The organism is Gordonia phthalatica (assembly GCF_001305675.1).
GTDB lineage: Bacteria > Actinomycetota > Actinomycetes > Mycobacteriales > Mycobacteriaceae > Gordonia > Gordonia phthalatica.
In genome coordinates this window covers 3678303-3700777 of sequence record NZ_CP011853.1, presented here as the reverse complement: position 1 = coordinate 3700777, position 22475 = coordinate 3678303, and the positions used below count along the sequence as shown (strand labels likewise).

Annotated in this window: 22 protein-coding genes; 16 read left to right on the top strand and 6 right to left on the bottom strand. The window is 66.2% G+C overall.

The features are described 5' to 3' along the window. Positions 1–10 precede the first annotated feature (10 nt). On the bottom strand, positions 11–1222 hold the full coding sequence (locus ACH46_RS17370; RefSeq protein WP_062395586.1) for an acyl-CoA dehydrogenase family protein: 1212 nt from the start codon (positions 1220–1222) through the stop codon (positions 11–13). Between the two features lie 136 nt (positions 1223–1358). Between ACH46_RS17370 and ACH46_RS17365 the strand changes: the two genes are divergently transcribed. From ACH46_RS17365 to ACH46_RS17310, 12 genes are all read left to right on the top strand, one after another. After that, positions 1359–1553: a ferredoxin gene (locus tag ACH46_RS17365; RefSeq protein WP_062394031.1), complete on the top strand. Its 195-nt coding sequence runs from the start codon at positions 1359–1361 to the stop codon at positions 1551–1553. Between the two features lie 85 nt (positions 1554–1638). Continuing rightward, positions 1639–2529, top strand: a complete 891-nt coding sequence (locus ACH46_RS17360) for a 3-oxoacyl-ACP reductase (RefSeq protein ID WP_062394030.1) — start codon at positions 1639–1641, stop codon at positions 2527–2529. Positions 2530–2625: 96 nt separating this feature from the next. Further along, on the top strand, positions 2626–3390 hold the full coding sequence (locus ACH46_RS17355; RefSeq protein ID WP_062394029.1) for an MlaE family ABC transporter permease: 765 nt from the start codon (positions 2626–2628) through the stop codon (positions 3388–3390). A 3-nt stretch (positions 3391–3393) separates the two neighbouring features. Next, positions 3394–4245, top strand: a complete 852-nt coding sequence (locus ACH46_RS17350; RefSeq protein WP_062394028.1) for an MlaE family ABC transporter permease — start codon at positions 3394–3396, stop codon at positions 4243–4245. Between the two features lie 66 nt (positions 4246–4311). Continuing rightward, entirely contained in the window at positions 4312–5436 is a 1125-nt protein-coding gene (locus ACH46_RS17345) for an MCE family protein (protein WP_062395582.1), read from the top strand. Next, on the top strand, positions 5429–6484 hold the full coding sequence (locus ACH46_RS17340; protein WP_062394027.1) for an MCE family protein: 1056 nt from the start codon (positions 5429–5431) through the stop codon (positions 6482–6484). Before ACH46_RS17345 ends, ACH46_RS17340 begins: the two co-directional genes overlap by 8 nt. Next, complete coding sequence (locus tag ACH46_RS17335) at positions 6481–7734, top strand: MCE family protein (RefSeq protein ID WP_062395584.1); 1254 nt, start codon at positions 6481–6483, stop codon at positions 7732–7734. Before ACH46_RS17340 ends, ACH46_RS17335 begins: the two co-directional genes overlap by 4 nt. 1 nt (position 7735) lies before the next feature. Further along, positions 7736–8992, top strand: coding sequence for an MCE family protein (locus ACH46_RS17330; protein WP_062394026.1), 1257 nt, complete (start codon positions 7736–7738; stop codon positions 8990–8992). Then, positions 8992–10245, top strand: coding sequence for an MlaD family protein (locus ACH46_RS17325; protein ID WP_062394025.1), 1254 nt, complete (start codon positions 8992–8994; stop codon positions 10243–10245). The genes ACH46_RS17330 and ACH46_RS17325 overlap by 1 nt, the downstream gene beginning before the upstream one ends. After that, complete coding sequence (locus tag ACH46_RS17320) at positions 10245–11675, top strand: MCE family protein (protein WP_062394024.1); 1431 nt, start codon at positions 10245–10247, stop codon at positions 11673–11675. Before ACH46_RS17325 ends, ACH46_RS17320 begins: the two co-directional genes overlap by 1 nt. After that, the gene (locus ACH46_RS17315; RefSeq protein WP_062394023.1) at positions 11639–12622 is read left to right on the top strand and encodes a hypothetical protein; all 984 of its coding nucleotides are present in this window, start codon (positions 11639–11641) and stop codon (positions 12620–12622) included. Before ACH46_RS17320 ends, ACH46_RS17315 begins: the two co-directional genes overlap by 37 nt. Beyond that, on the top strand, positions 12622–13248 hold the full coding sequence (locus tag ACH46_RS17310) for a hypothetical protein (protein ID WP_062394022.1): 627 nt from the start codon (positions 12622–12624) through the stop codon (positions 13246–13248). The genes ACH46_RS17315 and ACH46_RS17310 overlap by 1 nt, the downstream gene beginning before the upstream one ends. A 419-nt stretch (positions 13249–13667) precedes the next feature. Here ACH46_RS17310 and ACH46_RS17305 read toward each other — a convergent pair whose 3' ends face one another. Continuing rightward, entirely contained in the window at positions 13668–15122 is a 1455-nt protein-coding gene (locus ACH46_RS17305; RefSeq protein ID WP_062394021.1) for an aldehyde dehydrogenase, read from the bottom strand. An 87-nt stretch (positions 15123–15209) separates the two neighbouring features. After that, complete coding sequence (locus ACH46_RS17300) at positions 15210–15515, bottom strand: antibiotic biosynthesis monooxygenase family protein (RefSeq protein ID WP_062395580.1); 306 nt, start codon at positions 15513–15515, stop codon at positions 15210–15212. A 48-nt stretch (positions 15516–15563) separates the two neighbouring features. On the opposite strand from ACH46_RS17300, the gene ACH46_RS17295 reads away from it, so the two are divergent. After that, on the top strand, positions 15564–16367 hold the full coding sequence (locus ACH46_RS17295; protein WP_062394020.1) for an alpha/beta fold hydrolase: 804 nt from the start codon (positions 15564–15566) through the stop codon (positions 16365–16367). Positions 16368–16424: 57 nt separating this feature from the next. Here the strand turns inward: ACH46_RS17295 and ACH46_RS17290 are convergent, their stop codons facing one another. Then, on the bottom strand, positions 16425–17936 hold the full coding sequence (locus tag ACH46_RS17290; RefSeq protein WP_335334150.1) for an HNH endonuclease signature motif containing protein: 1512 nt from the start codon (positions 17934–17936) through the stop codon (positions 16425–16427). Positions 17937–18405: 469 nt separating this feature from the next. After that, positions 18406–19302: an HhH-GPD family protein gene (locus ACH46_RS17285; RefSeq protein ID WP_062394018.1), complete on the bottom strand. Its 897-nt coding sequence runs from the start codon at positions 19300–19302 to the stop codon at positions 18406–18408. Between ACH46_RS17285 and ACH46_RS17280 the strand changes: the two genes are divergently transcribed. Together ACH46_RS17280 and ACH46_RS17275 are read left to right on the top strand one after the other, a co-directional pair. Then, positions 19301–19927 (top strand): carbonic anhydrase, encoded by a 627-nt coding sequence (locus ACH46_RS17280; RefSeq protein WP_062394017.1) that lies wholly within the window; start codon positions 19301–19303, stop codon positions 19925–19927. The two genes, ACH46_RS17285 and ACH46_RS17280, sit on opposite strands and share 2 nt — an antisense overlap. 73 nt (positions 19928–20000) lie before the next feature. Continuing rightward, complete coding sequence (locus tag ACH46_RS17275; RefSeq protein ID WP_062394016.1) at positions 20001–20747, top strand: hypothetical protein; 747 nt, start codon at positions 20001–20003, stop codon at positions 20745–20747. 85 nt (positions 20748–20832) lie between these two features. On the opposite strand, the gene disA is transcribed toward ACH46_RS17275, so the two are convergent. Beyond that, on the bottom strand, positions 20833–21915 hold the full coding sequence (gene disA, locus ACH46_RS17270) for a DNA integrity scanning diadenylate cyclase DisA (protein ID WP_062395578.1): 1083 nt from the start codon (positions 21913–21915) through the stop codon (positions 20833–20835). A gap of 35 nt (positions 21916–21950) precedes the next feature. Here disA and ACH46_RS17265 point away from each other — a divergent pair, with 35 nt between their 5' ends. After that, complete coding sequence (locus tag ACH46_RS17265) at positions 21951–22475, top strand: PaaI family thioesterase (RefSeq protein WP_082399770.1); 525 nt, start codon at positions 21951–21953, stop codon at positions 22473–22475.

Genomic DNA, 22475 nt, shown 5'->3' with positions numbered 1-22475 from the left:
CTGCGGCCGGTCAGCGGCGGGCGTGGGGGAGCTTGAGGGCGAGCATGCCGATGATGTCGCGCTGGATCTCGTTGGTGCCGCCGCCGAAGGTCAGGATCAGCGAGGTGCGCTGGAAGCGTTCCAGGCGACCGAGGAGGTGGGCGCCGGGGCTGCCCGCGCGGAGGGTGGCGGCCGGTCCGACCACCTCCATCAACAGCCGGTAGGCCTCGGTCGCGAACTCCGTGCCGAACACCTTGGTCGCGGACGCGTCCGCGGGCGACGGCGAGCCTCCCGACGCGGCGATCGACGCGATCTTCCAGTTGACCAACTTCAGGAACTCCACCTTGGCGTGGACCCGGGCCAGGTTGGCGCGCACCCACGCCTGGTCGGCCGGGCGACGGCCGTCGACCTCGGTGGTCGCGTAGGCGAGAGTCTCGCGCAACGCGGTCTGGATGGGGGCGGCGCTGCACAGGGCGACGCGCTCGTGGTTGAGCTGGTTGGTCACCAGGCCCCAGCCGCCGCCCTCCTCGCCGACCAGGTTCGACACCGGGATCCGCACGTCCTGGTAATAGGTGGCGCTGGTGTCGACGCCGGCCATGGTGTGGACCGGGGTGTAGGAGAAGCCCTCCGCAGTGGTGGGCATGATCAGCATCGAGATGCCCTTGTGCTTCGACCGGCGTCGATCTCCCGTCGCTTCGCTCGCCCCATCGGGATCGGTGCGGCACGCCAGCCACACGTAGTCGGCGTACGGGATCAGCGAGGTCCACATCTTCTGGCCGTTGACGACGTACTCGTCGCCCTCCCGCACCGCGGTGGTGCGCAGCGCGGCGAGGTCGGTGCCCGCGCCCGGCTCGGAGTAGCCGATGGAGAAGTGCAGATCGCCGGCCGCGATCTTCGGGAGGAAGAACTTCTTCTGCTCCTCGGTGCCGTAGTGCATGATCGTCGGCGCCACCGAGTTGATGGTCAGGAAGGGGACGGGTGCTCCGGCTATCGCGGCCTCGTCGGTGAAGATCAGCTGATCCATCATCGAGCGGTCGGCGCCGCCGAACTCCGTCGGCCAGCCCAGGGCCAGCCAGCCGTCCTGACCCATCTGGCGCACCACGTCGCGGTAGGCGTCGCCCTCGCCGAGCTCACCGTCGCCCCCGGTCAAAGCGGCTCGCCGCTCCGGGGTCATCAGATTCGAGAAGTACGCGCGGAGCTCGGCACGGAGCTCCTCCTGTGCCTGCGTGTAGGCGATCTGCATGGCTCTCCCGCCGTTGCCGTTCACCCGTCGGGTCGCGCTTTCGTATCCCGGGGTGGTTCCCTATTATTGAAACACGTTCTAACGTGTAGATGTCGAGTCCGTCAACTGTCGCGGACCCCGATCGGAGGAGAACCTGATGCGTATCACCGTTGACCACGACCTGTGTGAGTCCAATGCCGTCTGTGTCGGCATGGCACCCGACGTTTTTGAGCTCGATGACGACGACTACCTGCTGATTCTCACCGACGACGTCGCCGAGTCGCGTCGCGAGGAGATGCGTCAGGTGGTCGCCAGCTGCCCCCGCTCGGCGCTGTCGATCGTCGACGACTGACTCGCATTCGTGCCCGATCTGTTCGCCACTCGGGGACTTCTGTGTTAGAACAAGTTCTAGTTTTGGCGGATCGAAGGGAATTCAAGTGAGTGAATCGTTGGACGGTCGGGTCGCGGTCGTCACCGGTGCGGGTGCAGGTCTCGGACGCGCGGAGGCCATAGGTCTTGCGCGCGACGGTGCCACCGTCATCGTGAACGATCTGCAGCAGGCGCTCGACGCCAGTGACGTCTTCGACGAGATCGCGGCACTCGGCGGCAAGGCCGTCCCGGTGGCCGGCGACATCTCGGACTCAGCGACCGCGACCGAGATCATGCGCGTGGCCGTCGAAGGCCTCGGCGGCCTGCACGTGGTGATGAGCAATGCGGGCATCACGCGCGACGCGATGCTGTTCAACATGACCGACGACCAGTGGGACCTGGTGCAGCGCGTTCACCTGCGTGGGCACTTCCTGCTGAACCGCAACGCCGCAGCCCACTGGCGCGCGGAGTCGAAGGCCGCGGGCGCTCCCGTCTTCGGTCGCCTCATCAACACCTCGTCGGAGGCCGCGCTGCTCGGCGGCGCGGGACAGGCCAACTACTCGGCGGCCAAGGCCGGCATCTCGATGCTCACCGTCTCGGCCAGCCGTGCGCTGGCCCGCTACGGCGCCACCGCGAACGCGATCTGCCCGCGCGCCCGGACGGCGATGACCGCCGACGTGTTCGGGGACGCCCCCGAGGGCCAGGTGGATCCGCTGTCGCCGGACCATGTGGTGACCCTGGTGCGCTTCCTTGCGAGCCCGGCGGCACAGAACGTCTCCGGTCAGGTCTTTGTGGTCTACGGACCGAAGGTCAGTCTGATGGCGGCACCCAAGGTGCAAGAAGTGTTCGCGGCCGACGGCGACCAGTGGTCGCCCGACGCGCTGGGCGAAGCGATGGGCGGGTACTTCGCGAATCCCGAAGAGCGTGGCACGTTCTCGGCGTCAGATTTGATGGATTAGCACGCATTTCCCTAGAGTGTGTCGGCTTGGGTTGTAACGCCGAGCACAATTTCGTCCACATGGTACGTTGCCAGCATCGGAGCGGGAGGAGGGGTTTTGTCGAGTAAGCTCGCGGCCCCGATGAACGGCGTAGGAGAGTTCGTCTCCCTCGGGGTGGAATCAGCCCGAGAGCTGTTCCGTAGGCCATTTCAGTGGCGGGAGACGGTGGAGCAGTCGTGGGCCATCGCCCGCGTCTCCCTGGTCCCGACCCTTCTCGTCGCGATTCCGTTCACCGTTCTCGTCAGCTTCACGCTGAACATCCTGCTCCGCGAGATCGGTGCGCAGGACCTCTCCGGCGCCGGCGCCGCACTCGGCACGATCACCCAGATCGGTCCGATCGTCACCGTCCTCATCGTCGCCGGTGCGGGTGCGACCGCCATCTGCGCGGATCTCGGTGCGCGCACCATCCGCGAAGAGATCGACGCGCTGGAGGTGCTCGGCATCAACCCGATCCACCGCCTCGTCGTCCCGCGCGTCATCGCGTCGACGGGTGTGGCGCTGCTGCTCAACAGCCTGGTCTGCACCATCGGCATCGCCGGCGGCTTCATCTTCTCGGTGTACCTGCAGGACGTGAACCCCGGCGCCTTCATCGCCAACCTGACGCTGCTCACCGGTCTCGGCGAGCTGGTCATCTCCATGGTCAAGGCAGCCCTGTTCGGTCTGTTCGCAGGCCTCGTCGGCTGCTATCGCGGCCTCAATGTGAAGGGCGGAGCCAAGGGCGTCGGTGACGCCGTCAACGAGACCGTCGTCTACTCGTTCATGGCGCTGTTCGTCGTGAACGTGGTCGTCACCGCGGTCGGTCTCAAGGCGACGATGGGTTGATTGATGGTTCTTCCTGGCACTACACGACTGCTCACCGCCCGCGTCGCGCTCAAGCGCTTCGGCGAGGACTGGAACAAGATCGGCGACCAAGCGCTCTTCTACTGGGACGCCATCATCTCGATCCCGCGCGCCCTGCGCCTCTATAAGAAGGAGACGCTGCGACTGATCGCCGAGATCTCCATGGGCACCGGCGCGCTCGCGATGATCGGCGGCACGGTGGTCGTCGTCGGCTTCCTCACGCTGTTCACCGGCGGCACCATCGCCGTCCAGGGCTACAACTCCCTCGCGAACATCGGCGTCGAGGCCCTCACCGGCTTCTTCTCGGCCTTCATCAACGTGCGCATCGCCGTCCCGGTGATCGCCGGCATCGCGCTCGCCGCCACCATCGGCGCCGGCGCGACGGCACAGCTGGGCGCCATGCGCGTCTCCGAGGAGATCGACGCCCTCGAGGTCATGGCCATCGCGTCGGTCCCGTACCTGGTCAGCACCCGCATCGTCGGAGGCCTGGTCGCGATCATCCCGCTGTACTCGCTCGCGGCCCTCGCGTCGTTCCTCGCGAGCCGGTTCGCGACCGTCTTCTTGTACGGGCAGTCGTCCGGCGTGTACGACCACTACTTCTCGACGTTCCTGATCCCGTCGGACATCCTGTGGTCGTTCGTCCAGGCCATCTGCATGGCCGTGGCCGTCATGCTCATCCACACCTACTACGGCTTCAACGCCTCCGGCGGCCCGGTCGGCGTCGGCGTCGCGGTCGGCAACGCGGTCCGCGCGTCGCTGGTCGTGGTCGTCGTCATCACGCTCCTCACGTCGCTCGCCATCTACGGTGCCGACGGCAACTTCAACCTGGCGGGCTGACTCGAGATGGCAAGCAGAGGCAACCACGGGTACAGCAACGGCACCCGGAAGATCGCGGCCGTCGTCATGGTCGGCGTGCTGATCGGCATCGTCGCGCTGGCGTCGGGACAATTCCTGGGCTGGTTCTCCAGCACCACCAACGTCACCCTGTTCGCGCCCCGCGCAGGCCTGGTGATGAACCCCGACGCACGCGTGAAGCTGCGCGGCGTGGAGGTGGGCCGGGTCGGCTCGGTGACCACCGACGGCGACCGGGCGCGCATCGAGCTCGAGATGCAGACCGATCAGCTCAAGTACGTCCCCGCCAACGTGACGGCGGACATCAAGTCCAACACCATCTTCGGTGCCAAGGCCGTCAACCTGGTGATCCCCCAGGAAGGGGCGAAGGGGCAGCTCGGCAAGGGCTCGCAGATCAAGGCCGACCACGTGGTCGTCGAACTGAACACCGTGTACCAGCAGCTGGTCGACGTCCTCGCCAAGCTCCAGCCCGACAAGCTGAACATCACCATCGGCGCTGTCGACGAGGCACTGTCCGGTCGCGGCCAGCAGATCGGCGACTCGCTGGTGAAGCTCACCAACATCCTCGGCAAGACCAACCCGCACCTGCCCGAGCTCAATCGGCTCCTCACGGAGGCCGCCGGCGCCACGAACGTCTACGCCGACGCCATGCCGGATCTGATGCGGGTGGTCGACAACGCGACCGTCGTCGGCAACACGTTCGTCGACAACGCGGCCAACCTCGACTCCCTGCTCATGAACGTCACCGGCATGGGCAACACCATCAACGGGGTGCTCTCGCGCTCCAAGAAGGACCTGATGGCGACGCTGACCGACCTGAACCCGGTCTCCCGACTCCTCGGCAGGCAGGCTCCCGGCCTCCGCTGCTTCATCACCGGTGCATCCGACGCCGCCGACATCGCCACGCCGCTCCTGGGCGGCAAGAACGGCATGCTGCTCCTCGACGCCGGCCTGATCCCCGGTCAGGACCCTTACCGCTACCCGAACGACCTCCCCGAGGTCCGCGGTGACGGCCCGCCCACCTGCCAGGCAGGCCTGAGCGACGTCCAGTCCAAGGAGCACATCCCGTTCTACGTGGTCGACAACGCCCCGAATCCCTACCAGCCGCGCACCACCCCCAAGGTGGAGTCGCGCAAGCTCTTCCAGTTGCTGTTCGGAGGTACCCCTCGTGGATAGTCGCGCACGCGCATTCCGCGCGACAGTCATCAAACTCGGCGCCTTCGCCGTCACGATGATCCTGGTCCTCGTCGGCCTGGTGCTGGTGTTCAGCCGGTACCAGGGTGGCAGCAGCGACAAGTACAGCGCCGTCTTCACCAGCGCATCAGCGCTCAAGAACGGCAGCGTCGTGAAGATCGCCGGCGTCGACGTCGGCAGCGTGAGCAGTGTGGAGCTGACCCGCGACAACCAGGCACGAGTCACCTTCAGCGTCAACGACAACTATCGGCTGCCGACGTCCGTGCAGGCCCTGATCCGCTACCAGAACCTCACCGGCGACCGGTACCTGGAACTGCAGCCGGGCACCGGCGACATCCGCAAGACGCTGTCGGCGGGTGACGAGATCCCCGTCGGCCAGACCGAACCGGCGCTGGACCTCGACAACCTCCTCGGTGGATTCAAGCCGCTGTTCCGGACGCTCGACGCCGAGCAGGTCAACAAGCTGTCGTCGGCCCTGATCGCAGTGTTCCAAGGGCAGGGCGCCGGGCTGAACAACCTGCTCGCCAACACCGCGGAGTTCACCAACACGATCGCCGACCGGGACCGCCTGATCGGCAGTGTCATCGACAACCTCAACCAGACGCTCGGCACCCTGGAGGCCGACCACAAGGGGCTCGATCAGAGCGTGGACCGCATGCAGAAGCTGATCACCGGACTCTCCGGCGACCGCGACGTGATCGGCGACTCGATCACGCAGGCCGGTAAGGCCACCACCGGACTCGCGAGCCTGATGAACGTGATCGAACCCGATCTGACCAAGAGCATCACCGCGATCGGCAAGACCAGCGAGGAAGCGTTGAAGAGCGAGGACTTCATCCGAGACCTCCTCGGCAGGCTGCCCGGCGACTTCAAGATGCTCTCGAACCTCGGCAGCTACGGCGCCTGGCTGCAGATCTACTTCTGCCGCATCCGCCTGCTGCTCCCCGGTCCGGGCAACACCCAGTACTACTTCACCGCCATCGACGTGATGGGGGATTCGACCAAGGCAGGCGGGAGGTGCGCGAGTTGAGCGAGAACCCGGAGAACCCGAGTACCGAACCCGAGAAGGCGCCGAAGCCGAAGCCCTTCGCGCGGGCCGGTCGGCCCAAGTACCAGGTCGGTTTCATCGGCGTCCTGTTGACCGCGATGATCGTCGTCATGGCGATGCAGATGGATCGCCTGCCGTTCCTGGCTCAGGTCAGCACCTACGACGCGTACTTCGACGACGCCGGCGGCCTCGTCACCGGTGACATCGTGATGGTGGCAGGCGTGAAGGTCGGCGCCGTCGAGGGCATCGACCTCGCCAAGACCGACGACGGACTCAAGGCCAAGGTCCACTTCCGTCTCAACGACACGGTGATCATGGGTGACCGCACGCGCGCCTCGATCAAGACCGAGACGGTGCTCGGCCGACGCAACCTGACGATCACTCCGATCGGTACCGGTCGTATCCGCCCCGGCGGATCGATTCCGATCGATTCGACGGTGTCGCCGTACTCGCTGACCGATGCGCTCGACGACGCGACCAACACGCTCGAAGAGACCAACACCGACGAGCTCAACAAGGCGCTCGCGACGCTGACCCAGACGTTCTCGAAGACGCCCGCCAACGTCGGCGGCGCTGTCGAAGGCGTCAGCCGACTGTCGAAGGCGATCGCCGACCGCGACAACGCGCTCAACGATCTGCTGCGACGCGCACGCGGCGTCACCGAGATCGTCGGTGACCGCAGCAAGCAGATCAGGCAGATGCTGGTCGACGCCAACGCGCTCCTCGGCGAGCTGAACCTGCGTCGCGAGGCGATCCGCCAGGTCATCGTCGGCACCCGCGACGTGACCGCCGAGATCTCCAAGTTCGTCGACGACAACAACGAGCAGTTGAAGCCCGTGCTGGAGAAGTTCAACGGCGTCGTCGACATCCTCAACGACAACGCCGACAACTTCAGCAAGGCCATCGACCGACTCGGCCCCTACGCCAACATCCTCGGCGAGGCCGTCAGCTCGGGCCCGTACTTCTCGTCCCTGGTCGGCATCCCGACCTTCGGCGACTACTTTGGCGCCTTCCTGAAGGTCCTGCAGAAGAAGTACCCGGAGGCCGCCCGCTACTTCTACGAGTACTCGGGCAACCCGCTGTTCCCGAAGAACTGGTCGCCCGCACCGCCGGTCGGCGCACCCGATGCGACCCGACCCAAGCCGAAGCGTCAGTACCCGACGCCGATCCCGCAGGCACCGCAGAACAACAAGGACCTGAAACCGGGTCAGCGACATGGAACGGGAGACTGACATGAGCCTCTCGAAACGAACGTGGACCGTCATCGCGGCCGTCGTCGCGGTGGCCGTGCTCGCCGCCGTCGTCCTGATCGGCGTCCAGAAGGCCACCACCCGCACCATCACCGCCTACTTCCCGTCCGTGACGGGCCTGTACAGCGGCGATCCGGTGCGCGTGATCGGCGTCAAGATCGGTTCGGTGACGTCCATCGAACCGCGTCGCGGCGACGTCAAGGTCACCATGCGGATCGACGACGACACCCCGATTCCGGCCACCGCGAAGGCCGTCGTGGTGGCGCAGTCGCTGGTGTCCGGCCGGTTCATCCAGCTGACACCGGTGTTCACCACGGGCAAGCAGCTCGCTGACGGCGACACCATTCCGATGGAACGCACCGCGGTCCCGATGGAGTGGGACGACGTCAAGAAGCAGCTCGACGACCTCTCGAAGGCCGTCGGCCCGCAGGGCGCCGACCGCGGCACCGCCGCCGACGCCATCGACGTGATGGACAAGAACCTCGCGGGCAACGGTACGGCCATCGCCGGCTCCATCAAGGAGATGTCGCGGGTCATGGGCACCCTGTCCGACAACCGCGGCGACGTCTTCGCGACCATCAAGAGCTTGCAGAAGCTGACCGACGAACTCTCGACGAGCCACGAGCAGCTGGTGCAGTTCAACGGCCGCATGGCCAGCGTCAGCAGCGTCCTCTCGGACAGCAGCGATCAGCTCGGTGACGCGATGACCAACCTCAACGAGGCCATCGGCGAGCTCGAGAGCTTCCTCGGACGCAACAGCGGGACCGTCGCCTCGACGATGGACAAGCTCGCGACGCTGACCGGAACGCTGAAGAAGAAGGACGAGCAGATGCGCGGCCTGCTGCACTCGGCCCCCAACCAGCTCGCCAACTTCTTCAACATCTACAACCCGCTGACCGGTTCGCTCGACGGCGTCTTCGGCCTCGGCATGGGCAACAATCTGATCTCGCTGCTGTGCGGCACCATGGCGTCCACCAACCGCCCCGGTGACACCGAAGCCGACATCGAACAGTGCGTCGACCTGCTGGCGCCGGTCTTGAAGGATCTCGTCGTGAACTACCCGCCGTTCATGGCGAACCCGGTGATCGGTCGGACGGCGACGCCCAACCAGATCACGTACCAGAACGACGACACCAAGGCGCGCGCTCAGGCCGGTGTCCGCAAGCGCGACGCCGCCAGCCGCAAGGCGATGCCCGATCCGCTGACCAAGCTGCTGGTGCCGTTCGGAGGTGAGGGCTGATGAGGTCGAAGAGGATGGTCGCCGCCCTGGCGGCCGCGTCCCTGATCATCGTGCCGGTCACCGCCGGATGCAGTAGCAACAGCGTCTCGACGCTGTCGGCGATCGGCGCTGCGGGCACCGGTGCGGATGCGTACGAGATCTCCGCGCTGATCCCGTCGGCCGCCGGACTGGTGCGCAACGCACCGGTGATGATGCACGACGCGACCGTGGGCAGCATCGGCGACATCACGATCGAGAAGTGGAGCGCCCGCGTTACGATGCGGCTGAACGGCGGCGTGAAGGTTCCCGTCGGCTCACACGCGATGATCGGCATGACCAGCGTCCTGGGCTCGTCGCACATCGCGATCGTGCCGCCGGAGAAGCCCACCGGGAAGTTCGTCGCCGACGGCGGCTCGCTGTCGCTGCCGAACTGCCCGAAGCAGGAGAACCTGCCGCAGACGTCGCCGGACAAGATCCCGGACGTCACGTCCGCGCAGCACGTGGACCCGTGCATGTACCCGACCACCGAGCAGGTGCTGAGCTCGCTGTCGGTGGTCCTCAACGGTGGCGGCCTCTCGCAGATGGGTGATGTCGTCAACGAGCTGAGCAAGGTCTTCGGCGGCAACGAGGAGACCCTCTCGAAGCTGATCCCGCGACTCAACACGCTGGTGACCGATCTGAACTCGCAGACCGGCAACATCGTGAGCGCCATGGAGGGTCTGGATCGGCTCTCGGCGACCATCAACAAGCAGACCCCGACCGTCCAGCGCGCGCTGGAGAGCGGGCCGCGGATCCTGCAGCTGCTCGTCGATCAGCGGCAGAACCTGACCAACGCCCTCGACAGCGTCGGCAAGCTGTCGAAGACCGCCAACCAGGTTCTCGACAAGAACAGCGACGACCTCAAGGTGATCGTGCCCAACCTGCGGGAGTTGCTGCAGCAGCTGTCGATGACCGGGCCGGCGCTCGCGAATTCGCTGCGCATCCTGCTGACCTTTCCGTTCCTGGAGGAGCAGATCCCGACCATCATCAAGGGCGACTACGTGAACTCCGACCTGGTCCTGGACCTGACCTGGAGTCGGTTGAACAAGACGATGCTCGCGTCGGTGACGACCACCGTCGGGCCCGAGGTGGTCTCGGGCAAGCCCGCAGGCGCCGCCCGCGGGGGAGCGAACCCCTACAAGGCTCCGCAGCCGGGCATCAAGCAGAAGAAGCAGAGCGATCCGGGCAACCCGTCGTTGACTGATCTGCTGCCGAAGAAGCGGGGCGGCAACTGATGAAGATCACCAAATTCGTTCGGATGCAGCTGATCATCTTCAGCATCGTCACCGTGATCGCGATGGTCGCGATGGCAGTGTTCTACATCCAGATCCCGAAGATGTTCGGCATCGGCAGCTACACGGTGACGCTGGACCTGAAGTCGACAGGCGGCCTGTACCAGAACGCGAACGTCAGCTTCCGCGGCGAGAACGTCGGCAAGGTGACCGGGGTTCGGCTGACTCCCACCGGCGTGGCCGCCGACCTCAGGATCGACTCCGGCACCGAGATCCCGTCCGATGCGAAGGCCTCGGTGCGCAGCGTGTCGGCGATCGGCGAGCAGTTCGTCGAGTTCACCCCGCCCAAGGATCCGTCGGAGTCGAACCTCCGCGACGGCGACACCATCACCTCCGACGACCTGCCCGTCGAGATTTCGGCGATGCTCGACCAAGCTGACGGACTCCTCAATGAGGTCAGCGACACCAAGCTCCGGTCGGTGATGGATGAGGCCTTCCTCGCCTTCAACGGCACCGGGCAGGACCTGCAGCGACTCATGGACTCGATGACCCTGTTCGTCGGCGAGCTCGACAAGAACGTCGACAGCGTGATCGACCTGGTCGACCAGGCCGGTCCGATCATGGCGACGCAGAACCGCACCGCCGATCAGATCCGGTCGTGGACCAAGAGCCTGACCCGCGTGACCGACCAGCTCCGCGCCAGCCGCCCCGACATCACCGACATCCTTGATAAGGGGCCCGGTGTCGCGGCGCAGAGCCAGAAGCTGTTCCAGGACATGAACCAGTCGTTCCCGCTGGCGATCTCGAATCTGTCGGTGGCTGCGCACACGATGGCCGTGTACCTGCCGAATCTGCGGCAGACCATCGTCCTGTACCCGCGAGTGCTGTCGGCGCTGATCACCGCGATCAACTCCGGCTCCAACCGGCACGGGCCGAATGTGAACTTCACGCTCGGCTTCCAGGATCCGCCGACCTGCACCGTCGGCTTCCTGCCGCCCGACCAGTGGCGGTTCCCGTCCGCACAGGACGCACGGGACCTTCCGCCGGGCCTGCTGTGCCGTCTCCCGCAGGACGCCCAGTCGTCGGTTCGCGGCGCTCGTAACTTCCCGTGCGTGGAGTACCCTGGCCGCCGTGCCCCGACTCCGGCCGAGTGCAAGACCGGCTTCAAGCCGTCCGCTCGGGACAATGTGGCACTGCCTAACGGTTTCCCCGGAACTAACCTGCCGAAGCAGCCCGCTGGCTACGTCGTTCCGGGTACGCCGGGCGACTACGACGCCGGCCCGGCCGTGTACGCGACCACCTACGACCCAACGACCGGCGAGTTCATCGGCCCCGACGGCAAGACGTACACCACGGACGCCGCACAGAAGCCGACTACGGACAGTCAGAAGACGAAATGGTACGACCTGATCACGAAGACGGTGAAGTCCTGAACTCCCCGGACGACGCCGAATCCCGGTCCGAACAGCCTGAGCAGAAGGTGGTCCGACGGTCCAGCCCGATGGCCCGCCGGAAGAAGTCGAAGGCGGCCAAGGCGACCCCGCCGGTCGACGAGACCGTCGAGACCGCTGCGGCCGACGACGGCACCGCTGCCGACCAGGACGCCGCTGACGAACCGAACAGCGCTGACGACCCGGACACTGTGGTCGACGCAGGCACCGAGGTGGAGGAGTCCGAGCCCGCCGGCGATTCGGCGAGCGAGCCGGATGCGTTCGTGGCCATCGATGCCGGGACCGATGAGGCCGAGACCGACGAGGATGGGGCCGACGAGAATGAGGCCGCCGCAGTCGAACCCGACGCCGATGAACTCGCTCGCAACGCCGAGTACCGGGAGCGACGCCGTAAGCGGGCCGTGGTGCGGAAGTCCGCCACCGGGCGAGACGCCGGAGATCGCTCCGCGTGGACGCTCATCGCCGTCGCCTCGACGGCCTTCCTGCTGGTGGCCGGCGTAGTGCTGTCGACCGTTTTCGGTGTGCAGTACTACCACATCAAGAAGGATCGGGAACTGCGCGCCGAGTACTCCACGTTCGCCCAGAACATGGTGGTCTCGATGTTCACCCTGAACCCCGACAACGCCGATCAGATGTACAAGAACGTCATGGCCAACACCAGCGGCCGAGCGAAGCAGATGTTCCAAGAGAACATGAAGAACACCGCGAAGATGATCCGCGAGGGCGACATGGTCACCAAGACGACGGTCCTGGCCGACGCGGTGTCGAAAGCGACCGCCGATGAGGGATCCGTGTTGATCGTCCTGGACTGGACCGGGCACCCGAAGAAGGATCCGAAGGCCGCGCAGTCGGCGTCGTTCCGTCTCCGCGTCGACATCACCCGCATCAACGGTGAGCCCAAGATGACCTACCTCGATTGGGTCGCCTGATGAGCCGCGCGCAGCGCTGGCTGCTCGTCGCACTCGCCCTCGTCTCGGTCGCAGTGATCGCGGTGACCGTCGTCCTCGGCGTCATGTTCGCGAACGCATCCGCCGAGGAGCGGGCCCGCGACTCGGCGCTCGACGCCGCGCAGACCTACGTCGTCGACATGTTCAGCTGGAACCCCAAGACCATCGACGCCAACGTCAACGCGACGATGGGTCGCCTGGTCGGCACGGCCAAGACGGAGTACCAGAAGAACATCGTTCGCGAGAAGGTGGCCGAGAACGTCAAGTCGCAGGGCGTCTCCACCCAGCTCAAGATCCAGGGCGCCGGCGTCATCGAGAACACTCGCGACACCGCACGCGTGCTGCTGTTCATCAACCAGTCGTCCACCCGCAACGACGCCGCCGAGGTCCAGATCGCCGCGAGCCGCGTCGTCTTCACCATGGAGAAGCAGGGCGACACCTGGAAGATCAACGAGATCGAGATCCTCGAGGACGACAGCCTGAACCAGAACGTGCAGGGTGGTGGCGACGGCACTCCACCGACCAACGCGGTTCCGATTCCCGGACCGCCTTCGGAGAGTGCTCCGGCGCAGACGACTCCGGCGCAGCCGACTCAGCCTGCCGGTTGAGTTCGGTTCTGTTCCGACCCGCCCCGCTCGCGCGCGGCGGTTCGCTGATCACGCCGCCTCCGCAGTCCTCGCTCCTCGCCCGGGTCGTGTTATGAAACTCCCTTTGCCTGTCTCGGCGGCCCGATGAACGCCTGGCTGCGTTGTCGTCGGTCGACATAGCTGCCGCTATGCCTCCCTCCTCCGCCTTGCCAGCCGTCCATCGGATCCACCGATCCAAGGCAGTGGAGTTTCAGAACACGACCGGGGGCTCGTCGCTGCGGGGAGGTCGGCGGTCGTGATCAGCGAAATGCCGCGCGCGAGCTGTTTGCGACTATTGTCCGTTGGGTTCCACAGTCACTGCTGTTTTTGACGATATCGATATGACGACGCCCGCCCCGGGGTGATGGTCGGGGCGGGCGCCGGTCTGTGGGGAGAGCTAGCTACGAGGTGTAGCCCATCGGCATCAGGATGGCCTTGTGCTCCAGGTAGCTCTCCAGTCCTTCGCGGCCGTTCTCGCGGCCGATGCCGGACTTCTTGTAGCCGCCGAACGGCGACGACGGGTCGATCGCGTACCAGTTGATGCCCATCGTTCCGGTACGGATCTGCTTGGCGATCTCGACACCCTTCGCCACATCGGCGGTCCACACGGAGCCGGCGAGGCCGTAGTCGGAGTCGTTGGCGATCGCGATGGCCTCGTCGACGTCGTCGTACGCGATGACGCTGATGACCGGACCGAAGATCTCCTCGCGGGCGATCGTCATGTCGTTGGTGACGCCCGTGAAGATGGTGGGCCCGACGAAGTTACCGGTGCCGATCTCCGGTGCGGGGACCTCGAGGACCGCGGTGGCGCCCTCCTTCTTGCCCTTGGCGATGTAGCCGGTCACCTTCTCGTGCTGGCGGCTGTTGATGATCGGTCCGACCTTGGTCTCCGGATCGGTCGGCAGTCCCGGCGTGAATGTGGATGCGACGGTGACCATCGCGTCGACCACCTCGTCGTGTTTGCTGCGCGGGACCAGCACGCGGGTCTGTGCGACGCATGCCTGGCCGGAGTTCAGGATTCCGGAGAAGACGAGCATCGGTGCGCTGGCCGCGATGTCGGCGTCGTCCAGGACGATGGCCGCGGACTTGCCGCCGAGTTCCAGCGAGCACCGCTTCAGCTGGTCGCCGCAGGTGGCGGCGATGGCACGACCGGCGCGGGTGGAGCCGGTGAAGGTGATCTTGTCGATGTCGGGGTGGTTCACGAGTGCCTGACCGGTCTCGATGCCGCCGGGGACGATCGAGATGACGCCCTCGGGCACGCCCGCCTCCGTGAACAACTCGGCGAGCAGGTTCGCGTTGAGCGGAGTCTCCGGCGCGGGCTTGAGCACAATTGAGCAACCGGCTGCCAAAGCGGGCCCGAACTTGTTGCAGAAAAGGAACAGCGGGACGTTCCACGCGATGATCGCGCCGACCACGCCGACCGGCTCCCGGACCACCAGGGTCTCACCGAAGATGCCGGTGCGCTTCTCCTCCCACTCGTAGGCCTCGGCGGCATCCGCATAGGCGTTCAGGACGCCGGTTCCGGCGAGCTGCTGGAGGGTGGCGACATCGCCGGGGGTGGCACCCATCTCCGCTGACACCAGGGCACCGATGTCGGCGCCGCGCTCGTTGATCAGCTCGGCCGCGCGGCGGATAACCGCAGCTCGCTGGGCCGGAGGAGTATTGCGCCAGACGCCCGCGTCGAACGATGCGCGGGCCGCGCGGACCGCGGCGTCGACATCCTGCTCGTCTGCGAGGGGGACCGAGCCCACCTTCTCCCCGGTGGCCGGGGAGAACACCTCGAGCACCTCGGTGGAGTGCGGCTCCACCCAGGCGCCGCCGATGTACAGCTTGGTGGTTTCGATGGGCTCGGTCATGCGTGCTCCTAGTTCGGGGACCCCTTTCTCCCGATACTAGAACACGTTCTAAAACGTTTCCAGGGTATGAACCCTCGCTATGGTTCGTCAGGCCTTCGGCGCGACGTCCAGAACCACCTCGAACTCGAGGAGGTTGGCACCCGACGCGACCGGCTTGCGGTCGCTCTTGTGGGCCGCGCGGGCGTCGCCGTTGGCCCATGCCTCGTAGCTCGCGTCGTCGGTCCACTGGGTGACGACGAAGTAGCGGTCCTCGCCCTTCACCGGGCGGAGGAGTTGGAATCCGAGGAAGCCCTCGGCTTCGTCGACGACGCCGGCGCGGGCGGCGAAGCGCTTCTCGAGTTCGGGGCCTGCGCCCTCGGGGATCTGGATCGCATTGATCTTCACAACTGCCATGCCGACCACCCTACGGAAGCGGAGCGGGGCCGATTAGGGTCGGAAGGCGTGAATGGTCTTCTGGACTACGGCGGCCTCGACCCCGATGAGAGCGATCCCGATCGGGCCGGGCTGGGCACCATCGTCCTGCTGCACGGGCTGATGGGCCGAGGTCGCACCTGGAGCCGGCAAATCCCGTGGCTGCGGCGTTACGGTCGGGTATTCACCTTCGACGCGGCGTTTCACCAGGGGGCACTCGACTCCGATGTGATGCCCGAGCCCGACGAGATCTCCACCGAGCGGTTCGTCGCGGACGTCGCGGAGGTGATCACCTGGATCGACCGCGGACCTGCGGTCCTGATCGGCCACTCGATGGGTGGACTGCACGCCTGGTGCACGGCCGCCGAGTTCCCGGAGCTGGTCTCCGCGGTGGTCGTGGAGGACATGGCACCCGACTTCCAGGGCCGCACCACCGGCGATTGGGCTCCCTGGTTCAATTCGTGGCCTGAGCGGTTCGCGAGCATGGGCGAGGCGACCGCGATGTTCGGTGACGTCGCGGGCCGCTACTTCTACGAGGCCTTCGACGATGGCCGTCTCCACGGCAGCATCCCGGTCTGGGGCGCTATCGCCGAGGAGTGGGGGACCCGCGACTTCTGGGCACAGTGGGACTCCGTTCAAGCACCCGCTCTGCTCATCGAGGCCGAGTACTCGGTGACGCCCGAGGGGCAGATGGAGCAGATGTCGCGGCGCGGACCGGATTCTCGCTACCTGAAGGTCCCGGGTGCAGGTCACCTGGTGCACGACGACCATCCCGACGTCTATCGCGGGGCGGTGGAGGCGTTCCTGTCGGGGCTGCCCGCGAGAAATGCGTAGTCGCCGGCAATCGTGCCGGAACTCTCGCCTCGATGCAACCATGCGGTTCGATGTTGGCTAAGCGGCAGCCGTCGGTTCGAGTGTCATCGTCCGTCGTGCATTGGAGCGGATCGGTTCCCGGAATCGTTCCGGATGCTCCGGATCCAGCGGTGGCCGGAACCACGGATGCCGATCGTGGCCGATGAACACCTCCCACCCGGTCTGATGGATCACGGTGTGGTGCATCCGGCACAGGAGCACGCAGTTGTCGATCGCGGTGTCACCGCCTTCCGACCACGGAGTGCAGTGATGAGCGTCGGTCCAGGAGACCGGGCGCCCGCACCCGGGGAACGCACATCCACGATCGCGTGCTTCCAAGGCCTTGCGTAGTCCTGCGGTCACCAGCCGATGCTCGCGACCCACATCCAGGGGCGCGGAATCAGCATCCATCACGACTCGTCGCATCGCCGCCTCACAGACGACGAGCCCGACCGTCGCGGAGGAGACCGGCCCGGTGAACCCGAGCGAAGCAACCCGCGAAGCCTCCGACGGCGTGCCACTGCCCGCACTCCCGGCCCGCTCGATCGGCACGATCAACGACACATGCGGAAGAACACCACCGGAGACGGTCGGTCGATCACGGCCTGCCAGATACTCGCGAATGATCTGCGCGTGAGCATCAGCACGACGCTGACCCGCCGACCGCGGATCCTGCGTCCCATCCGGTTGCAGAACCGGCTTGCACAACGGGTCGAGCGCCTGACGCAACTCCTCCCCAGACAACGCATCGGTATCGAGCGACACCATCGTCCGACCATCGTCGCCGGTCATCAGAGTCATCTCGTTCAGCTCGGGATTCTCGGCGACCGGCACAGCATCGGGATCGGCCTCGTCGACTGCGGGTGCCCATTCGATCGCCAACTCGCGCGCTCGGTTGTCGACGTCTTTCGGCGTGACTTGGGATGACAGGCGTCGCACCAGGTCGGCGCGAGCCTCCTCGTCGAGGGGGACCCGCTTCTCGACGAAGCCGATTCCACGAGCGACCGCATCGGTCTGCTCGATCGGCACCCCACCGACTCGCGCCCGGCTCATCAATCCCGGCATCAGCCGCGCCGTCTGCCCGACCCGGACCAACCGCTGCGCCAACGCCGGCACGACCCCCAACTGCTTCAACAATTCCACCGGACTCTTCAACCGTTTCCGGCGTCGAGTTCCGGCACGTTCGGCCACGTCCGCCACCTGCGACAGGGCGGTCGTGGACAGGTTCAGCACTCTCGCCAGGCCCACCATCATCGCCAGGATCCGATCATCATCGGATCCGATCGTGGACGGTGATGCACACAAGCGTGCGAGCTCACCGCCCGGCGTGGATTCCCCTGGCGGGCAGAGTGCTTCGGTCAACACATCAGCGAACTGATCGACAACATCAGCGAACGCTGCTTCGATTCCAGCCATCACAATCCCCTCGCCTTCACCAAACTTTTCCGCGCGATCGCCGACCCGGCCGCAGGATCGCCGCGGGCGTCGGCGACCGTGCATCGAACTCCCACATTTCCGAAATCGGACGCACGAGCAGACCACCGCAACCACACTCCGGTGCGATCACGAAAGCAGGAGACGCCGTCGCCGAGGCCTGGCACTGGACTCGCATACCTGATGCCGAAGCCCCACTGGGGACTCCCGCTCCGGCGAGGTCCTCGAGCGACCTTCCCCGCAGCTCGACGTCCCTGTCGGATTCAGGCGAACGGTCCGCACCCGTTGCCGGCCGAACCCCGACCGACGGCGTCCCACCTTTTGCCGTCGGACACCCACCGGCCACCCCTCCAGCTCCCACGCCCCGGAAATGGCCCGTGTCGCCTGTGCCGCGACGCGCTATGGACTTCTCAAACAACTTGAGACGACCCGCAAGCCACCTCGCTCATTGCACTTATAATGATATAGATCACACTTGATTAGTTCAATCATTCGAAACCGGATCGTGATACGTGCTGTGGAATTACGTATATAGGCATGAATCAGGCTATCGGGATGGTCTGACGGTTCCGGACGACTGAGGCCTTCACCCCTCGCCCGCCAAGCAGAACAACCCGTCGTCGGTCACCTCGACAAGTCCGTCGACCAGCAGCGAGTCCAAGGCGCGAGCCCGCTGTCCCGGGTCCCGTTCCCACGCGAGGTCGAGGGCGGCCTGTTCGACGGGGCCGGACGTGTTGCGCAGGACGTCGAGCAGGCGACCGCGCGCCTGACGATCGGTGCCCTCGTACTTCTGTGTCTTGCGGGCGGGGCCGTCGTGGGCCGGTCTGCCGCGTCGCACCCACTCGCACGACCGTTCCAGCGGGCATAGATCGCAGCGCGCCTCACGGGCCGTGCACACCAGCGCGCCGAGTTCCATGAGCGCCGCAGAGAACGTCGGTGCGGTCGCCGAGTAATCGCCGTCCGCGTCGCGGGGGAGGAGGCGTTCGGCGTCGGCGAGGTCGCGCTTCGACGGTGAACCGGGCTGTTCGCGACCGTCGATCGCTCGGGCGATGACCCGCCGAACATTGGTGTCGACCACCGGTACCGACTGCCCGTATGCGAAGCAGGCGACGGCACGCGCCGTGTAGTCGCCGATGCCGGGCAATGAGAGGAGGGTGTCCACGTCGTCGGGCACCACGTCGTCGTGCTTCTCGGCTATGATGCCCGCGCACTCGTGCAGGCGCATCGCCCGCCGCGGATATCCCAGCTTTCCCCAGGCCCGGACCACTTCTCCGCTGCTTTCGCGGGCCATCGCCGACGGTGTCGGCCACCGCCGGACCCACTCGCGCCACGGCTCTAGAACGCGCGAGACGGGTGTCTGCTGGAGCATGATCTCGCTGATCAGGATGTGCCAACCCGGGATGCCGGGTTCGCGCCACGGGAGGTCGCGTTGTGACCGGGTGAACCATTCGAGGAGAAGGTGCGGTGGCATACTTTCAGTCATGGAAAATCTAACCCCGGCTCAGGCATGGCAGGTCATCAAAGAGGGCAACAAGCGTTTTGTCGACGGGGAAGTTATCCATCCGAACCAGAGTAGTGAGCAGCGTGCGGCACTCGCCGCGGGCCAGGCTCCGCACGTGGTGCTCTTCGGTTGCGGTGACTCCCGACTGGCCGCTGAGATCATCTTCGACCAGGGCCTCGGCGACATGTTCGTCGTCCGCACCGCTGGTCACGTCCTCGACGAAGCGGTCATGGGCACCATCGAGTTCGGCCCCGACGTCCTCGACGTCCCGCTGATCGTCGTCCTGGGTCACAGCAATTGCGGAGCCGTCGGCGCAACGCTCAAGGCGCTCGCCGACAACACCATCCCCAACGGCTACGTCCGCGCCATCGTCGAGAAGGTGGCGCCGAGCATCCTCGCCGGCCGTGCCGAGGGCATCACCGACTACTACGACTTCGTCGGCCGCCATGTGAAGGAGACCGTCCACCTGCTGGTGGAGCGCAGCCGAATCATCGCCGACCGCGTCGAAGCGGGGACTCTGGCGGTCGTCGGTCTCACCTACCACCTCGACGACGGCAAGGTGGAGTTCATCAATGCCATCGGTGACATCGGCGAAGTCGGACTGTGACACACCTCTGAATTTCACGACACGCCGATAGTCGTCGAGCCTGATACAGGGGGTCGACGATACCGTTGGAGCCGTGATTGAACCACAGGGACCCCTGCCACCCGAGGTGTATTGGCGACGGCGTGTCGTCGCCGGTGTCGGCGTCGTGGTTGCGGTTGTTGCGGTCATCCTCCTGATCGTCGCCCTCAGTGGCGGGTCCGGTGACAGCGCGTCCGATTCGAAGAACGCGGCCGCGAAATCGTCTGCCACGTCGACGCCGCCGGCGCCGTCGAGCACGCCGAGTGCACCGGCCTCCAGTGAGGCCCCCAGCGGGGGCGGAAACCACGGTGCGGGCGGCGACCCGAGCGCCAAGCCGAGTGAACCCGCGGCTCCGCCGCCGGGCGATCCCGCCGCGCAGACCGGCGTGCCCCTGTGCTCCGACCAGAGCATCTCGGTGGTCCTGTACACCGACAAGCCCACCTACACCGTCGGCGATCAGCCCGTCTTCACGATCGTCAGCACCAACGGTGGACTGGCCGCGTGCACACGCGACGTCGGCAAGGCCGCGTCGAACGTCACCGTCCGGACGCTCGACGGCGCCCGGACCCTGTGGTCGGCGCAGGACTGCGCCCCCGACAAGTCGGTGAACATCCAGGTGCTCCAGCCCGGACAGCAGGCCCGCGACGACATCACCTGGTCGGGCACCACCAGCAGCCCCGGCTGCAAGAAGAAGCGTGTCCAGATCGCTCCCGGCGGCTACCAGGCCAGTGCGAAGCTCGGCGAGCGCGAGTCGGCTCCGATCACGTTCAACGTGGTGGCACCGGCCGCCCCGGGTGCGTAGGAACTTCTAGCTCAAACAACTGTGGAGGTCTTCACCCCGGACGGGAGAAGGCCTCCACAGTTGTTTGCCGGGCCCGAACGGGAGATCAGTCAAAGCGTTCCAAGCTGCTCTCGGCGAGCCGAGACAGGCCTTCGCGGATGTGCCGGGCCCAGATGCTGCCGATGCCTTCGACGGACTGCAAGTCGGCGGCACTGCTGGCAAGCAGCGCCTGCAGGGTCGTGAAGTGGCGGACCAGACGATCGATGTGACCGAACTGCAGCCGCGAGATGCGAGCCAGCAGTCGGTATCCGCGCGGACTCATCGCAGTGTCCTGCGCCTCCAGCGATGTCGGATAGCCGAACGCTCCGGCGACCATCGTCAGATCGAGGAGATCGGCATCGGTCAGCGATTCGACGGCCTCCAGGATCTGCCGCACCTGCTCGGTGCTCGCCGGCTCGGGACTGGCGTGGTAGTCGCGGACAAGCAGCTCTCGGATGGTGTCGTTGTCGCTGATCAGCTCTTCCAACTGCAGTGCCACTTGACGACCGTTGACGCCCAGTTCGAGGACGTACTCCTCGATCTCGACCGACACGCGGCGAACCATCTCCATCCGCTGGGCCGCGCTCATCGCGTCGCGCAGCAGGACATAGTCCTCGATCTCCGCGCGAGAGAGCTGGCTGCTGACCTCGTCCAGCCGGGACTTGTACCGTTCCAGGGTCGCCAGGGCGACGTTGGCACGGGAGAGGATGGCGTCCGGGTTCTCGACGACGCGGCGCTGACCGGCGACGTAGACGCTCACGATCGACATCGACGCGCTCACCGAGATCACCGGGACGCCGGTCTGGACGGCCGTGCGTTCGGCGGCGCGGTGCCGGGTACCCGACTCTTCGGTGGGGATGCTGGGGTCGGGCATCAGTTGCACGTTGGCGCGGACGATGCGCTTGCCGTCGTCGGACAGCACGACGGCGCCGTCCATCTTCGACAGCTCGCGCAGTCGGGTGGGGGCGAACTCGATGTCGAGGTGGAAGCCTCCGTCGCAGATGCGTTCGGTGTCGTCGTCGTATCCCAGGACGATCAGCGCGCCGGTCCCGCCGCGGAGGATCCTTTCGAGACCGTCGCGGAGTCCCGTGCCGGGCGCCACACGTCGAAGCGCCGACCGGACTTGCTCACCGAGGCGGACCTCGGGCATCACGGAGTCGTTCACCTGCACTAGCGTAGCCGTACGTGAAGACCTCATTCGTGCTGCCCACAGACATCGAGCCGCTGGCCCGCCATCCCAAGGCCACCCGGCCGGGCGAGAAGATCGGCCTGCACCACTCGATGTGCTACGGCTGCGGCGACGAGGCTCCGGTCGGTCTTCGCATCACCGTCGTCGCCGGTGAAGGCGTGACGACGACGGCCACCATGAAGGTCGAGGACTGGATGCAGGGCGGTCCGGGCGTCATCCACGGCGGCGTCCTGTCCGCAGCGTTCGACGAGGTCATGGGCACCACCCCGTTGCTGCTGCGCAAGCCGGTCGTCACGGGTCATCTGGCGATCGACTACGCCAAACCGATCCCGCTCGGCAGCACGGTCCACTTCACCTGCGAGATCCTCGGCGGCGTCGGCCGCAAGATCTACACGCGGGCTTACGCGCACCTCGGCGACCCGGACGTCCTCGTCGCCGGCGCGCACGCGCTGTTCATCGAGATCGACCTCGAGAAGCACTTCGCCGGTTACCGCGACAAGGCGGTTCACGCCGGGGAGTAG

Bases quoted from the DNA above. Each gene is read 5' to 3' on its own strand.
- ACH46_RS17330 (WP_062394026.1), top strand. From the start codon at position 7,736: ATGAGCCTCTCGAAACGAACGTGGACCGTCATCGCGGCCGTCGTCGCG.
- ACH46_RS17350 (WP_062394028.1), top strand. From the start codon at position 3,394: ATGGTTCTTCCTGGCACTACACGACTGCTCACCGCCCGCGTCGCGCTC.
- disA (WP_062395578.1), bottom strand. From the start codon at position 21,915: ATGCCCGAGGTCCGCCTCGGTGAGCAAGTCCGGTCGGCGCTTCGACGT.
- ACH46_RS17310 (WP_062394022.1), top strand. From the start codon at position 12,622: ATGAGCCGCGCGCAGCGCTGGCTGCTCGTCGCACTCGCCCTCGTCTCG.
- ACH46_RS17285 (WP_062394018.1), bottom strand. From the start codon at position 19,302: ATGACTGAAAGTATGCCACCGCACCTTCTCCTCGAATGGTTCACCCGG.
- ACH46_RS17280 (WP_062394017.1), top strand. From the start codon at position 19,301: ATGGAAAATCTAACCCCGGCTCAGGCATGGCAGGTCATCAAAGAGGGC.
- ACH46_RS17320 (WP_062394024.1), top strand. From the start codon at position 10,245: ATGAAGATCACCAAATTCGTTCGGATGCAGCTGATCATCTTCAGCATC.
- ACH46_RS17300 (WP_062395580.1), bottom strand. From the start codon at position 15,515: ATGGCAGTTGTGAAGATCAATGCGATCCAGATCCCCGAGGGCGCAGGC.
- ACH46_RS17305 (WP_062394021.1), bottom strand. From the start codon at position 15,122: ATGACCGAGCCCATCGAAACCACCAAGCTGTACATCGGCGGCGCCTGG.
- ACH46_RS17315 (WP_062394023.1), top strand. From the start codon at position 11,639: ATGGTACGACCTGATCACGAAGACGGTGAAGTCCTGAACTCCCCGGAC.
- ACH46_RS17345 (WP_062395582.1), top strand. From the start codon at position 4,312: ATGGTCGGCGTGCTGATCGGCATCGTCGCGCTGGCGTCGGGACAATTC.
- ACH46_RS17325 (WP_062394025.1), top strand. From the start codon at position 8,992: ATGAGGTCGAAGAGGATGGTCGCCGCCCTGGCGGCCGCGTCCCTGATC.
- ACH46_RS17365 (WP_062394031.1), top strand. From the start codon at position 1,359: ATGCGTATCACCGTTGACCACGACCTGTGTGAGTCCAATGCCGTCTGT.
- ACH46_RS17370 (WP_062395586.1), bottom strand. From the start codon at position 1,222: ATGCAGATCGCCTACACGCAGGCACAGGAGGAGCTCCGTGCCGAGCTC.